Origin of the sequence: Oleispirillum naphthae, assembly GCA_027864655.1 — a bacterium.
Lineage (GTDB): Bacteria > Pseudomonadota > Alphaproteobacteria > Rhodospirillales > Rhodospirillaceae > Oleispirillum > Oleispirillum naphthae.
In genome coordinates this window covers 157,051-171,034 of sequence record JAQAZG010000007.1, presented here as the reverse complement: position 1 = coordinate 171,034, position 13,984 = coordinate 157,051, and the positions used below count along the sequence as shown (strand labels likewise).

16 protein-coding genes are annotated in these 13,984 nt (G+C 69.3%); 6 read left to right on the top strand and 10 right to left on the bottom strand.

All coding sequences use genetic code 11. The annotated features are described in order from the left end of the window. Positions 1–217 precede the first annotated feature (217 nt). The 4 genes from O7R11_RS09685 (at position 218) to O7R11_RS09670 (ending at position 3,644) form a co-directional block, all read left to right on the top strand. On the top strand, positions 218–403 hold the full coding sequence (locus O7R11_RS09685; RefSeq protein ID WP_337997307.1) for a hypothetical protein: 186 nt from the start codon (positions 218–220) through the stop codon (positions 401–403). A gap of 106 nt (positions 404–509) precedes the next feature. Next, positions 510–1,475: a phosphoglycerate dehydrogenase gene (locus tag O7R11_RS09680; protein WP_337997306.1), complete on the top strand. Its 966-nt coding sequence runs from the start codon at positions 510–512 to the stop codon at positions 1,473–1,475. Between the two features lie 175 nt (positions 1,476–1,650). Continuing rightward, positions 1,651–3,123, top strand: a complete 1,473-nt coding sequence (locus O7R11_RS09675; RefSeq protein ID WP_337997305.1) for a flavin-containing monooxygenase — start codon at positions 1,651–1,653, stop codon at positions 3,121–3,123. After that, entirely contained in the window at positions 3,120–3,644 is a 525-nt protein-coding gene (locus tag O7R11_RS09670) for a DUF6314 family protein (protein ID WP_337997304.1), read from the top strand. Before O7R11_RS09675 ends, O7R11_RS09670 begins: the two co-directional genes overlap by 4 nt. A 60-nt stretch (positions 3,645–3,704) precedes the next feature. Here the strand turns inward: O7R11_RS09670 and O7R11_RS09665 are convergent, their stop codons facing one another. From O7R11_RS09665 to O7R11_RS09655, 3 genes are all read right to left on the bottom strand, one after another. Beyond that, a complete protein-coding gene (locus O7R11_RS09665) occupies positions 3,705–4,556 on the bottom strand; it encodes a mechanosensitive ion channel family protein (protein ID WP_337997303.1) in 852 nt (283 codons plus the stop codon). Positions 4,557–4,635: 79 nt separating this feature from the next. Then, entirely contained in the window at positions 4,636–6,168 is a 1,533-nt protein-coding gene (locus tag O7R11_RS09660; protein ID WP_337997302.1) for an ATP-binding protein, read from the bottom strand. A gap of 5 nt (positions 6,169–6,173) precedes the next feature. Next, positions 6,174–6,914 carry a response regulator gene (locus tag O7R11_RS09655; protein WP_337997301.1) on the bottom strand — a complete coding sequence of 247 codons (741 nt, stop codon included), beginning with the start codon at positions 6,912–6,914 and terminating at the stop codon, positions 6,174–6,176. A 221-nt stretch (positions 6,915–7,135) separates the two neighbouring features. Between O7R11_RS09655 and O7R11_RS09650 the strand changes: the two genes are divergently transcribed. Beyond that, positions 7,136–7,588 carry a hypothetical protein gene (locus O7R11_RS09650; RefSeq protein WP_337997300.1) on the top strand — a complete coding sequence of 151 codons (453 nt, stop codon included), beginning with the start codon at positions 7,136–7,138 and terminating at the stop codon, positions 7,586–7,588. 60 nt (positions 7,589–7,648) lie between these two features. Beyond that, positions 7,649–7,951, top strand: coding sequence for a DUF4405 domain-containing protein (locus O7R11_RS14965; protein ID WP_420792983.1), 303 nt, complete (start codon positions 7,649–7,651; stop codon positions 7,949–7,951). Here the strand turns inward: O7R11_RS14965 and yddG are convergent. The 7 genes from yddG to O7R11_RS09615 form a co-directional block, all read right to left on the bottom strand. Continuing rightward, positions 7,872–8,771, bottom strand: coding sequence for an aromatic amino acid exporter YddG (gene yddG, locus O7R11_RS09645; protein WP_337997299.1), 900 nt, complete (start codon positions 8,769–8,771; stop codon positions 7,872–7,874). The genes O7R11_RS14965 and yddG overlap by 80 nt on opposite strands. Next, complete coding sequence (locus tag O7R11_RS09640; RefSeq protein ID WP_337997298.1) at positions 8,768–9,481, bottom strand: alpha/beta hydrolase; 714 nt, start codon at positions 9,479–9,481, stop codon at positions 8,768–8,770. Before O7R11_RS09640 ends, yddG begins: the two co-directional genes overlap by 4 nt. Before the next feature lie 9 nt (positions 9,482–9,490). Then, complete coding sequence (locus tag O7R11_RS09635; RefSeq protein ID WP_337997297.1) at positions 9,491–10,225, bottom strand: LrgB family protein; 735 nt, start codon at positions 10,223–10,225, stop codon at positions 9,491–9,493. Next, positions 10,222–10,587 carry a CidA/LrgA family protein gene (locus tag O7R11_RS09630; protein WP_337997296.1) on the bottom strand — a complete coding sequence of 122 codons (366 nt, stop codon included), beginning with the start codon at positions 10,585–10,587 and terminating at the stop codon, positions 10,222–10,224. Before O7R11_RS09630 ends, O7R11_RS09635 begins: the two co-directional genes overlap by 4 nt. Before the next feature lie 71 nt (positions 10,588–10,658). Continuing rightward, complete coding sequence (locus tag O7R11_RS09625; RefSeq protein ID WP_337997295.1) at positions 10,659–11,162, bottom strand: ferritin-like domain-containing protein; 504 nt, start codon at positions 11,160–11,162, stop codon at positions 10,659–10,661. Next, positions 11,159–11,995: a 2-oxoacid:ferredoxin oxidoreductase subunit beta gene (locus O7R11_RS09620; RefSeq protein ID WP_337997294.1), complete on the bottom strand. Its 837-nt coding sequence runs from the start codon at positions 11,993–11,995 to the stop codon at positions 11,159–11,161. Before O7R11_RS09620 ends, O7R11_RS09625 begins: the two co-directional genes overlap by 4 nt. Continuing rightward, positions 11,992–13,722 carry a 2-oxoacid:acceptor oxidoreductase subunit alpha gene (locus O7R11_RS09615; protein WP_337997293.1) on the bottom strand — a complete coding sequence of 577 codons (1,731 nt, stop codon included), beginning with the start codon at positions 13,720–13,722 and terminating at the stop codon, positions 11,992–11,994. The genes O7R11_RS09620 and O7R11_RS09615 overlap by 4 nt, the downstream gene beginning before the upstream one ends. Between the last annotated feature and the right edge of the window lie 262 nt (positions 13,723–13,984).

The window sequence follows — 13,984 nt, the reverse complement described above, 5'->3', positions numbered from 1 at the left end:
AGCTTCGGACCGGCTGCCCCCGGAAAGATATCTCCAGACCCCGCCGAGGCCCGGTTTCCGAGAGGAAGCCGGGCCTCGAACCTGTGTCGGGGCGTTGCCGCCGCGGACTATGCCTCCGGCACGGATATGAAATATTTTAGAACGGCTTGTCCGGTCCGGGCGGCCCGTCCTAGATAGACGGCGCGCGGCTGTGCGCTGACGGTTCGGGGGGCTGGAAATGACGGACGACGCAGAAATCATCATTCGCCGCGCTTATGCCGAGGCTTCCCTGGCGGCCAGGGAAAAGGGTCTTTCCGGCCTCAAGGCGGCCAACGCGGTGCTGTCCGCCGCCGCCAAGGTGTCGAGCCGCATCCTCGGGCGGACGATCACCACCTCCGATGTGCAGAGCGTCATGCGGAGCTGACGCGGGCCGCCGCGCCGACGCCGAGGAATCGCTACACAAACCGGCCGCGGTGTTCTACCACTGTCGCACGGCGCCGCCGTGGCGCCGCGGAAGAGGTGTCCCCGCCATGAGCCGCATCGCCGTCTGCGCGCCCCATTTCACCCGCATCCCCGAGTTGCGCGCCGAGCTTCTCGCCGTCTACCCCGACGCCGATTTCAACGACGGCCTGCGCGACCTCGCGGGGGAGGAACTGATCGCCTTTCTGCGCGGCCATGGCCGTGCGGTGGCCGGCACCGAGAAGTTCACCGACGCGGTGCTCGCGGCGGTGCCGGAACTCAGGCTCATCGCCAAGATCGGCGTCGGGCTGGACACCCTGGACCTCGACGCGATGGCGCGCCGCGGCGTGCTGCTCGGCTGGACGCCGGGGGTGAACAAGCGTTCGGTGTCGGAACTCGCCCTCTGCTACATCCTCGCCGCCCTGCGCAGGGTGCAGGCGGTCAACGCCGACCTGCGCGGCGGGGTGTGGCGGCGTCAGGTGGGGCACACGCTCTCCGGCAAGACCGTGGGCATCGTCGGCTGCGGCCACATCGGCCAGGATCTCGTGGGCCTGCTTGCGCCGTTCGGCTGCCGCCTGCTGGTCCACGACATCCGCGATTATCCGGATTTCTATGCGGCGCACGGCATCCGCGCCGTCGGCCTTGCCGAACTGCTGGCCGAGGCCGACGTGGTGAGCCTGCACCTGCCGCTCACCCCCGCCACCTGCGGGCTGATCGGCGCGCGGGAGTTGCGGCTGATGAAGCCCGCCGCGGTGCTGGTCAATCTGGCGCGCGGCGGCATCGTCGATGAGGCGGCGCTGAAGAATGCCCTGGCGCACGGCGCGATCGCGGGCGCGGCGGCGGACGTGTTCGTGGACGAACCCTGGCCGGACCGCGAACTGCTGGCCTTGCCCGGCTTCCTGCCCAGCACCCACATCGGCGCCAGCACCCACGAGGCGATCCTCGACATGGGGCGGGCGGTGATCCGCAACCTCGGCGACGGCCGCCTGCCCGATCCCGCGTGGATTCCGGATTGGCGGCCGCAGGCGGCGGGGTGACCCGCGCGCGCCGCGAATATCCGCGAGTGAACGGCGCGACTCGGTTTCGTCTTTGCTTTCAACTCCTTGGGGGGCTTGAAAACCCCCTACTTTATGCCGATTGTCATAATATGACCGGCGCGTGACCTCTGCCGGGCAGGCCGACCCCTCCCACCGTCGATTTCGAGAGGATGCCATGCCGACCGTCGCAGTCATCGGAAGCGGCCCGAGCGGTCTCGCCACGGCCAAGGCGTTGGCCGAACACGGGGTCGCCCCGGTGGTGTTCGACGCCGCGCCGGATATCGGCGGCATGTGGGGCGGGCCGGGGCGCGGCGCGTGGTCCTCCTACGCGCGCACCAACCTGTCGCACTACAGCTGCGCCTTTTCCGATTATCCCTGGCCCGCGGGCACCGACATCTTCCCGATGCGGCGCTCGATCATCGACTATCTGCGCGGCTATGTGCGCGCCTTCGGCCTGCTGCCGCGCCTGCGCCTCTCCACCGTGGTGGAATACGTGGAGCCCGCGGGCGCGCAGGGCTGGCGCGTCACCGTCTTCGACGGCGCGAAGCGGGAGACCCTGGCCTTCGATAACGTGGTGGTGGCCACCGGCGTGTTCACCCGCCCGCACGTGCCGCCGTTCGAGGGGCTGAACGCCTTCCAGGGCAAGATCTATCACGCCGCCGACTGCTATTCCGATGAGGTCAACCGCCGCAACTTCGGCGGCAAGCGGGTGCTGATCGTCGGCGCCGCATTCTCCGGCACCGAGATCGCGGGCCAGTTGCAGGAGGTGGCGCAGGAGGTGACGGTCGGCCTGCGCAACCCGATGTGGTTCGTGCCGCGCTGGATCTCGCCGTGGGAGGGCGCGCCGCGCTATCCCGCCGATCTGGTGTTCTACACCCGGCGGCCCGACAACCCGTTGCAGACCCGTCCGCGCGAATACCTGCGCCAGATCGGCGGCGATCCGGGCGAGGCTTGCGCCGACCTCGCCTTCGACGACCTCGCCACCGCGCCCTTGACCGTGGTCACCTCCGACGACTTCCTCCCCCTGGTGGCGAGCGGCCGGGTGAAGGCAAAGCGCTCCCGCGCCTTCGCCTTCGACGAGAAGGGGGTCCTCTATGCCGACGGCTCGCGCGCCGACCTCGACGCGGTGGTGATGTGCACCGGCTACGCCTCGGCGCTGCCCTTCCTCTGCCCCGACGTGCAGGCCACCCTGGAATTCGACCCCGGCGACCAGTTGCAGCCGATCCTCACCCACAAGCAGGTGTTCCACCCGAAGCTGCCGGGGCTCTTTTTCGCCGGGTACTACCGCGGCCCGTACTTCCCGATCATGGAACTGCACGGCCGTTGGATCGCCCGCGTGGTTTCCGGAGAAATTCCGCCGCCTGCTCTTGCACAGATGGCTGCGGGTGTCGAAATAGAGCGGACTATCCGCAACCGCCGCCCGCGTCCGCAGTTTCCGCATGGGGACTACGTGCGCCTGGCCGATGGCCTCGCCCGGGAGATCGGGGTCTACCCCGAGGGCCCGGAGGTCGCGGATCTGGCGCCCCGGCTGGCCGAGGCGCCGGTGGTTTCCGCCCAATTCCGGCTGCGTGGCCCGCACGCCAAGCCGGAGCTGGCGCGGCGGACCATCGCTTCGACTCCGGCTCCCCTTCTGGATGGTGCGACATGACGCAAGCCAAGACCTCGACGACCAAACCGGCGGCGAAAAAACCGCCGAAAGCCGTCAACAAGCCGCCGCTGGCCGATCGCGTGTTCGCGCTGCTTCTGGGCAACTGGATGATCGAGCGGGACATCCGCCCGAAGGGCAGTTTCTCCGGCACCGCAAGCTTCCTCTCCACCGGCGATGCGACCATGGCCTATGCCGAGGAGGGCACCCTCACCCTCAACGACGGCGCCACCATGCTCGGCGAGCGCCGCCACACCTACCGTCTGCACGAGGACGGCATCGAGGTGCTGTTCGCCGACGGCCCCAACACCGGCGAGCACTTCGTCGATATCCTCTTCCCCTCCGACCCGGAGGCCGACTGGCCGCTCTGCTCCGGCGATACCCACTACTGCCTCAAGGACACCTACAAGGCGATGTTCTGCTTCGACACCGAGGACGAGTTCTCCATCACCTACACCGTCTGCGGCCCGGAGAAGGACTACGTCAGCCACTCGGTGTACCGCCGCATCAAGCCTCTCGGCTGAGCCGGTCTGTGGAAAAAAACGCCCTGGAGGGTTTCCCTCCGGGGCGCTTCGGTTTTGGCCTCAGCCTTCCTGCGGCGGGATGATGTGCACGTCGCGCTGCGGGAAGGGGATGGTGAGGCCGGAGCGGTCGAAGGCCTGTTTCAGCGCCTTGGTGGCATCCCAGCGCACGTCCCAATAGACCGCGGCGTCGCACCAGATGCGCAGGCCGATGTTCACCGAGCTGTCGGCCAGTTCGGCGACGAAGGCCTGCGGCGCGGGGTCGGCGAGGATGCGGGTGTCCGCCGCGGCGACCTCGCGGCACACCGCAAGCGCCGCGTCGATATCGTCGGCGTAGGAGAGCCCGATGACGATGTCCATGCGGCGCGTCGGGTTGGCGCTGTAGTTCTTGATCGCCTTGCCCCAGAGATCGGCATTGGGCACCACGATGCGCACGTTGTCGGGCGTGGCGAGTTCGGTGGTGAAGAGGGTGAGCGCCTTCACCGTGCCCATGTGGCCGCCGCCTTCGATGAAGTCGCCGGCCTTGAACGGACGGAACAGCAGCAGCATCGCCCCGCCCGCGAGGCTGGCCAGCGTGCCCTGCAGCGCCAGGCCGATGGCGAGGCCGGCGGCGCCGAGAACCGCGACCAGGCTGGTGGTCTGCACCCCGAACTGGCTGAGCACCGCGATGATGGTGAGTGCGATGACGAAATAGCGCACCATGCTGGCGAGGAAGCCGCGCAGCATGTCGTCGATGCGGCCGATGCGGCCGAGGCTGCGCGCCGTCATGTGCGACAGCCAGCCCGCCGCCACCCAGCCGAGGATGAGGATGGCGGTGGCGCCGAGCACCGAGAGGCCGTAGGTGGTGAGGATTTCGATGATCGCCTGGATGGTACGGTCCAGGCCGTTCCGGTCGAGGAGGGAAGCGACGTCCATGGGTGTTCCGCCTTGGTGGGGGAAAGGAAAGTCCCCTCAATGAAGGGACTTATACGCCGCAGTTCAAGGGCGGACCGCTTCAGATCGGCAGGTGCAGGCTCATCCGCAGGCCGCCCTCGGGGCGGTTTTTCGCCTCGATGCCGCCGCCGTGGCTCTGCGCGATGGAGCGTGCGATGGAAAGCCCGAGGCCGACGCCGCCGGTCTCGCGGTTGCGCGAGGATTCCAGGCGGACGAACGGGTCGAACACCCGGTCGATGTCGGCGTCCGTCAGGCCCGGACCGTCGTCGTCGATGTGGATGAACACCGTCTTGCCCGCCGCCTCCACCGAGACGCGGGCGTGCGCGCCGTATTTCACCGCGTTGTCGATGAGGTTGCGCAGCGCCCGCTTGATCGAAAGCGGGCGGCAGTTGAGGTCGGGCAGCGCGCCGGGCGGGGCCGCCTCCACCGGCAGGCCGAGGTCGGAGAAGTCGTCGCAGACGCTCTCCACCAGGGAGGCGATGTCCACCCGCTCGGTGGGCTCGCTCTTGGTGTCCTCGCGCATGAAGGCGAGCACCGCATCGACCATCTGGCCCATTTCGTCCAGCGTGGCGAGCATGCGGGTGCGGGTCTCCTCGTCGTCGATGAACTCGGAGCGCAGGCGCAGCGAGGTGAGCGGCGTGCGCAGGTCGTGGGAGACCGCGGCGAGGAACTTCATGCGGTCGCTGACGTAGCGTTGCAGGCGGCGGTTCATCAGGTTGAAGGCGAGGGTGGTGGCGCGCAGGGTCTCCGGCCCGGTCACCGGCAGGTCGGCCACCGCCTCGCCGCGGCCCAGGCTCTCCGCGGCGTTGGCGAGGCGCACCATCGGCCGGGTGATGCGGCGCACCGAGCCCATCACCACCAGGGTGATCAGCCCCGCCGACAGCCCGAAGGCCAGGAGCGACGGCCATGCCCATCCGAGCGGCGGCATGTCGAGACTGGTCTCGGCATTGAGCCACAGCCCGTCCGGCAGGTGCAGCGACGCTGCCGCGGCGATGATGAAGGGGTTGCGCTGCCCATCGACGCGGCGCTCGCGCCAGCGGTGCATGCAGGTCATGTCGAGGACGCCGGTGGACGGGTCGATGCAGCGCCGCCATGAGGCGCGGCCGCGGAAGGTGCGGTCGTCTTCGTCCGGCTCGGCGAAGCCGCGCGGCGCGGGCAGGGGCGGCATCATCGTGCCGCGCGGCAGCATCGGCGGCTGGAAGGCCTCCTGCGGCGGGGTTTCGGTCTGGATGCGCAGGCGCAGTTCGCTGCCGCCCTCGGGCAGCAGGGCGGCGAGGCGGCGCTGGATGCGCAGGGATTCGGAATCCTCGACCTTCAAGGCGGGGAGAAGCGGCGTCGCGGCGATCCAGAAGCGCAGGTCCTCGGTTTGCAGGGCGCGCAGAATCTGCGGCCGCAACTCGGTGGGCGAATCGACGATGAGGCGTCCCGCCGCGGCGATGCGCTCCAGCACCTGCGACTTGAACACCGTGCGCTGCGCGATCTTGCGCTCGTCGTGCACCACCTGGAAGGCGACGCCCTGCGCCACCGCCAGCGCGGCGAGCAGGAGCAGGATCAACTGTCCGGTCAGGCTGTGGGGAAAAAGGCGCAGGCGCATGCCGCTCACCGCGCCTTGGCGCCGCGCTCGACCGCGGCGCTCAGCATGTAGCCGCCGCCCCAGACGGTTTTGATCAGGGTCGGATTCTTCGGGTCGGGTTCGATCTTCTTGCGCAGGCGGCTCACCTGGTTGTCGATGCTGCGGTCGAAGACGTTGGCGGCGCGGCCCTGGGTGAGGTCGAGAAGCTGGTCGCGGGAGAGCACCATGCGCGGGTGGTCGGTGAACGCCTTGATCAGCGCGAATTCGGCGGTGGAGAGCGAGATCACCTTGCCGCCGGAATCCTCCAGTTCGCGGCGGTCGGTGCGCAGCCGCCAGTCGCCGAAGCGCACGATCGCCTCTTCCGTCGCCTCGGTGGCGGTTCCGTGCGGCAGGCTGTTGGCGCGGCGCAGCACCGCCTTGATCCGCGCCAGAAGCTCGCGCGGGTTGAACGGTTTGGTCAGGTAGTCGTCGGCCCCCATCTCCAGGCCGATGATGCGGTCGGTATCCTCCGCCACCGCGGTGAGCAGGATCACCGGCGTTTCCATGGTCTCGCGCACGTAGCGGCAGACCGAAAGGCCATCCTCGCCCGGCATCATGATGTCGAGCACGATGAGGTCGATGGCGGCGGAGGAAAGCACCTTGCGCGCCTCGGCGCCGCTCGCCGCGGTGGCGGCGCGCAGGCCGTTGCGCACCAGGTATTTGCTCAACAGGTCGCGGATCTCCGCGTTGTCGTCTACGACCAGGATATGCGGGGTCTTCTCGCTCATGATGGCCCGTGTGCAGCGGTTTCCAGTTTCAAAATAGGCGGGCTTCACGGCAAAGGGCGAAAAAAATCGTATCCAAATGTATCAGCCCCGCGCTTTGCCATAAACCGCGACACTTTTCGCCTTGGCATGGCGAACTCCTGCGACGCCTTGGGTGTTCAATCGCAGTCATGGAACGGGAGGGACCCGTTCCGCGAGGATGAACCGAAGTCAAGGAGACGACGATGAACACGATGCTCAAAACGCTTGCAGTGGTGGGTGCGTTGACCATGGGCGGCGCCGCGGTTTCGACCGCCGCTTTCGCCGACGCGGACGATGCCGGTTCGGCCCCGGCCTACGGCGTCAACTGCCCCGGTCCCGGCATGGGCTATGGCCCGGGGTACGGCATGCGCGGCGGCCGTGGCCCCGGCATGATGGGCGAAGGCGCGGGCTGGCAGCGGCCGCATCACGGCTGGGGAATCATCGGCGGGCGCTTCGACGCCAAGCGCGAGCTTTCCGCCGATCAGGTGCGGGTTCTCGCCCAGGCGCATCTCATCCGGCTGGGCAACGACAACCTGAAGGTTGGCAAAGTCACCGAAACCAAGGACAAATCCTATGAGGTGCAGATCGTCACCAAGGATAACTCCCTGGTGAACGTGGTCGAGATCAGCCGCGTCACCGGCATGCCGGTGCGCTGAACATGAACAACGGCGGGGCGCGCCGGGGGCGGCGCGCCATTCCGCCGGGAAGGAGGGGGGATGTATCGCTGGAAACGGCCGGTGGCCCTGGTGCTTCTCGCCGCCACTCTGGTTTTGGCGGTGACCGGCGTGTGGTTGTGGCTGGGTTATCCCCCCGGCAGCGGCGGCGGCTATGGCCGCGGCGGCGCGTCGTCGATGCGCCATACCCTGCGGGATATCCACCTTTATGCGAGCTGGGCGGCGATGCCCGCCACGGTGCTGCACATCGCGTGCAACTGGCGCGCTATGCTGCGGCATCTGGGGTTCGGCGGCGGGGACGGTACCAGAAATCCCGCGTCGCCAGACACGCCCCGCCGACGATGAGGGCGCAGGCGGCCCCGATGCGCGGCGTCGCCTCGCCATAGCCCGCGACAATCATCCACACCGTGGAGAGCAGCGGCGTGGCGTAGGCCATCGCGCCGAGCACCTGGATGTCGCCGTGCTTCACCCCGTGATCCCAGGTGAAGAAGGCGAGCCCCACCGGCCCCAGCCCCATGCCGAGAATTCCCAGCCAGCCGAGCGCATCGGGGACCACCGTGGCCTCCAGCGCGAAGTGGCAGGCCGCGGCGAGCACCGCGGTCGCGCCGCAGAAGCCGCCCACCGCATCGGTGGGCACCTGGCCGACCTTGCGGCTCATCACCGAATAGCTGGACCACAGCAGCGCCGCGGCCACCGCCGCGCCGTAGCCGAGCGCCGAGCCGCCCGCCGCGCCGCGTTCCGCCCCGAGGATCAGCGTCGCGCTCCCGGCGAGGCCGAGCAGCGCGCCCGCGAGGTGGAACCAGCGCAGCCGCTCGCCCGGCAGCAGCGCGGAAAACACCACGATGAGCAGCGGCCACAGGTAGTTGATCAGGTTGGCGTCCACCGGCGGGGCGTTCTGCACCGCGGTGAAGTAGGCGAAGTGGTAGCCGAACAGGCCGTAGATGCCGAGCGCCCACACCCGCGGCGGCTGGCGCAGCGCGCGCAGGAGCGATCGTCCGCGCAGCGCGGGCAGGATCAGCCCGATGAGAAAGGCGATGGTGAACGCCATCGCCACCATCTGGAACGGCGGGACCGGGCCGCTCGCCACGGAAAGCAGGCCGAGGCCGGAGAACATCAGGATGGCGGTGGCGCCGATCAGGGTGGAACGGCGGACGTCGCGGGTCATGACGGCGCGCCCAGGCGGTGGAACAGGAAGTCGCGGGCGAAGAACAGGCCGTGGTCGTCGATGCCGTGGCCGATGCCGCGGCAGGCGTGCGCGCGCACCTCCACCCCCGCGGCGGTCAGCGCGTGCGCGGCGTGGCCCATCGCGGCGAAGGGGACCACCGGGTCGGCGTCGCCGTGGATCAACAGCACCGGCGGGCGGGCGGCGATCTCGGCCGGGAGGCGGCTCTCCCCGGCGAGCGCGCCGGAGAAGCCGACGATCCCGGCGAAGGCGGGGGCGCGGCGCAGGCCGACGTGCAGCGCCATCATCGTGCCCTGGGAGAAGCCGACCAGCGCGACGCGCGCGGGCGTCAGGCCGTGGCGGGTCATCACCGCGTCCAGGTATGCGTCCAGGATCGGCGCGGACGCGCGCACGCCGTCGTAGAAGGTTTCCAACACTCTTGGCAGGGCGTGCGGGTCGCGGCGCGCCGCCTCGGGGTCGTAGTCCTCCATGCTGAACCACTGGCAGCCGAACGCCGAGATCTCGCACGGTTCCGGCGCGTCGGGGGCGTAGAACACGGTGTCGGGCAGGCTGGCGGAGAGCGCATCGGCGCAGTCGATGAGGTCGTCGCCGGACGCGCCGTAGCCGTGCAGGAACACCACCGCCGAGGCCGCGAGGCCGAGGTTGCGGGTGGGGGCGAAGGCGCCCTCCAGGGGCAGGCCGGAGATGCTCATCGGGATACCTTATACGAACGGCGCGAGCAGGATGGGCAACAGGACCGGCAGCAGCACCGCGGTGGCCAGGCCGTTGAGGCCGATCGCCATGCCCGCGAAGGCGCCCGCCGTCTCGCCGAACTGGAAGGCGCGCGCGGTGCCGAGGCCGTGCGCGGCGAGGCCGAGGGCGAAGCCCATGGCGCGCTGGTCGGTGATGCGCAGAATGCGGAAGATCGTGGAGGCGGCGACCGCGCCGATCACCCCGGTGAGGATGACGAACACCGCGGTCAGCGACGGCACGCCGCCCAGCTTCTCGGAGATCCCCATGGCGATCGGCGTGGTCACCGACTTCGGCGACAGCGACACCAGGGTTTGCAGGTCGGCCCCGAGCAGCCCGGCGATCCACACCGCCGCCGCCGCCGCCGCGATGCTGCCGAGCGGCAGCGCGAGGCCGAGCGCGGTGAGCGAGCGGCGCACCTGGGCGAACTGGCGGTAGAGCGGCACGGCGAGCGCCACGGTGGCGGGGCCGAGCAGGAAGTGGATGAACTGCGCGCCGGCGAAATAGCTGTCGTAGCCGGTGCCGGTGGCGGCGAGCAGCCCGGCGAGCAGCGCGATGCTCCACAGCACCGGATTCAACAGCGGCATGCGGCCGCAGCGCACGAACAGCCGGTTGAGCGCCTGATAGGCGATCAGAGTGAGGGTCAGCCAGAACAGCGGCGCGGAGGCGAGGTAGACCCAAAGCCCGGAGATCGCAGGGTCGCTCATGGCGCGTCTCCGTGTTCGTGTTCGTGTTCGGGCGGCATCAGGCGCGCCGCGATCCACGCGGTGACCGCGATGGCGATCACCGTTCCGGCGATCAGCGACACCGAGATCGCCAGCCACTGCTCCTCGATCTGCCGCGCATAGCGGATGACGCCGACGCCCGCGGGGACGAACAGCAGGGAGAGGTGGTCGAGCAGGGTGCCGGTGACGCGGTCCAGCGGCTCGGCCACGTGGCCGCGGGCGAGCAGGATGAGGAAGAGGAAGACCATGCCGAGCACCGGGCCGGGCAGGGGCGCATCGACGAGGCGGACGAGAATTTCTCCGGCAAGCTGGCAGGACAGCAGCAGTGTGACGGCGCCGAGCATGACGGAAGCCTTCTCCAATAGAACCGGCGCGCCTCAAGCGGCGCGCCGGGAATGGTGCAACAAGGGAAACCCTAGCCGATGGCGATCGGCGGGTCCAGGTCTTCGAAGCGTCCGGTCTCCGGCGCGCGGGCCAGCCAGTCCTCGAGGATGGAGACGTGCTCGCTCTCTTCCTCGACGAATTCCTTGGCGAGATCGGCCACGCCTGTGTCGCCGGAGGTTTCCATCACCGAGGCGTAGAAGGCGAGCGCCCCCTTCTCGCCCTTGAGGGCGAGGATGAGGGCGTCGCGTTCGTTCATCGCGTAGTCGGATTCGTCCGCCGGGGCGTTTTCCGGGCTGTCGTCGCCGGGCCACTGGTATTCCCAGGTTTTCAGCCGCGGCAGGTCGAGCCCGGCGGCGCGGCCCTCCGCCTCCGCCAGGTGCAGGCGCGAGTAGTGCGCCATCTTGCGGAAGAGGCGGGCGACCGGGCTTTTGCCGTGGACTTCCAGCGCGTCCGCCATGGCGTCGTAGTTGATCGCGGAGTCCTCCTCCAGGCGGATCGCATGGGCGAGGAAGAGAGGAAGGGTGTCGATGCTCATAGCGCGAACTGCCTTTCCAGGTCGGAGACGCCGTCGCCGGAGCGGTGGCACGGCGTGTAGGACGGCTCCACCGACTTGAACAGCACGCCGAGGGAATAGCCGTCGTCGTCCAGCAGGCGGCGGCGCGCCTCCAGCCGGTTGGCCGAGGTCTCGGCGAAGCCGTCGTGCACCCGGTCCTTCAGCGCCCGCATCTCCGGGCGGTAGGTGACGCACGGCGAGATCACCTGGATGAACGAGAAGCCGGGGTGTTCGATCGCCTCGACGATGTACTTGGTGAGGAGCTGCACCTTGCCGGAGAAGGCACGCACCACGTGGCTCGCGCCCGCGGCGAGCGCGATGTCCAGCGGCTGGAACGGCGGCACGCCCGGCCCCTCGGGGGTGAGCTTGGATTCGGTCCAGTCCGCCTCGGTGGTCGGCGAGGCCTGACCCTTGGTCATGCCGTACACCGAGTTGTCCATGACGATGTAGGTGAGGTTGATGTTGCGGCGGCAGGCGTGCAGGAAGTGGTTGCCGCCGATGGAGAAGCCGTCGCCGTCGCCGCCGGCGCACAGCACCGTGAGGTCCGGACGGGCGAGCTTCAGCCCCTGGGCCACCGGCAGGGCGCGGCCGTGGATGCTGTGGAAGCCGTAGACCGAGGTGTAGGCCGGAATCCGCGAGGAGCAGCCGATGCCGGAGATCAGGGCGACGTTCTCGCGCGCCAGGTGCAACTCCGCCAGGGCCTTGGTGATCGCCGAGAGCACCGCGTAGTGGCCGCAGCCGGGGCACCACACCGGGGTGACGTCGGACTTGTAGTCCGCGGGCTCCAGGTCGGGAAGGGGAGGGATCTGGTTCATCGCGTGGCTCCCTCTTTCAGGGACTCGATCGCCGCGACGATCTCCACCGGACGAATCGGCAGCGGACCGGGACGATGCAGGGTTTCGACGACGGGCGGCAGGTCGTAGTGCCCGCGCAGGAAGTGGGCGAACTGCGCGCTGTGGTTCTGTTCGACGATCAGCGCCTTGGTCGCGCCTTTCAGCGCTGCGGCCATGTTCTCGGGCTGCAACGGCAACACCACGCGCACGCCGATCAGCCGCGCCGCGCCGTTGGCGCGGCGCACCGCCTCGCGCGCCGGTTCGGTCAGCGAGCCGAACGCGATCACCGCCACCGGGCCGTCGCCTTCGGTCTCCGCCCAGATGCCGTCGCAGTCCAGGGTTTCGAGCTTGCGCAGGCGCTTGTCGAGCTGCGCCTGGTGGTCGGCCGCCTGGGTCGAGGGGGTGCCGCGCTCGTTGTGGGCCAGGCCATCGGCGGTGTATTCGCCGCCTTTGACGCCGGGCACCGCCATCGGCGAGACGCCGTCGTTGGTGAGCGCATAGCGCTTGTAGGGTTCGCCGTCCGCCGGGGCGGCGATGCGGCGGTCCGCCGACGGGCCGCCGGGTTGCGGCGGGTCCACGATGGCGCGGGACTGGCCCATGTTCTGGTCGGAGAGCACGATCGCCGGGCACTGCGCCGCCTCGGCCGCGGCCACCGCCCATTGCACCGTGCCCATGCAGTCGGGAATCGAGGTCGGCGCGCAGACGATGTGCGGCGCGTCGCCGTGCGGGCCGTAGACCGCGATGTTGAAGTCGCTCTGTTCCGACTTGGTGGGAATGCCGGTGGACGGGCCGCCGCGCTGCACGTCGATCACCGTCACCGGAATCTCCGCGCCGATGCCCATGCCCAGGCCCTCGATCATCAGCGACAGGCCGGGGCCGGAGGTGGCGGTGAGCGCCGGAACGCCGCCGTAGGAGGCGCCGATCGCCATGTTGACCGAGCAGAGCTCGTCCTCGCACTGCACCAGTTCGCCGCCGATGCGGGCGAGGTTGGGGGCGAGCCATTCGAGAACCTCGGTGGAGGGCGTGATCGGGTAGGCCGCGACGAAGCGGATGCCGCCGCGCACCGCGCCGAGGCCCGCGGCCTCGTTGCCGGTGATCGACCAGCGGGGTTTGCCCTTGGCCACCGGTTTCGGCCGCGCCGGCCAGGTAGACTCGGGCAGGTCGGCGGCAAGCGCCGCGCCGAGTTCGAGGCCGCGCATCGAGGAGGCGACGACCTCTGCGCCCTTGTCGCCGAGCGCCGCTTCGAGTTGCGGACGCATGTCCTCGGGCGACAGCGACAGCAGATGCGCCGCAACGCCCAGGCCGACCATGTTGGGGCGGACGCCGGGCGCCGACTTCGCCGCGGCCGACAGCGGCACCGCCACCTGGCGCGCCCCGTAGCGGGCGATCGCCTCCGGCACGTCGCCGAGGTCGGGGTCGAACAGGACTACGCTGTCGGGCCGCAAAGGCAGCTCGGCGGCGAAACGGGCGATGTTGCCCCAGTCGAAGGCGAGCAGCACGTCGAAGGTATCGCCGTGGCTGACCACTTGGGTCGTGCCGAAACGCAGCAACGCGGCGGATTCGCCGCCGCGGATTTGCGGACCGAGGGAACGCCGCATCAGTCCGTACCAGCCGGACATCGCTGCGGCGTCTACGAGAATCTGGCCGACCGTCATCACGCCGGCTCCGCCGGAGCCGGTCATGGCCAGGGAAAGTGTTTGTTCCGTCATGATTCTCCTGCCGTGGAGAGGTGCCGATAGCGGACACGGCCCTCCTCGTTGGTTCCGCCGTGGTGGACAGCGGTGTTGCGTAGCCCGCGGTCTTGTTGCGCCGCGTTGCTCCCGTGGCTTGGTTCAAATATTGATTCTAAACGGATTTGAACAAATGTGTCTATGCGGGAATCGCCACCGTCCCGTGTGTTTTCGGAATGCCGCAAAACGGGTCATCCCGGCTCTTCCGTTCGGCGCGAAAATCGTCTACGGTCGGTGCGTT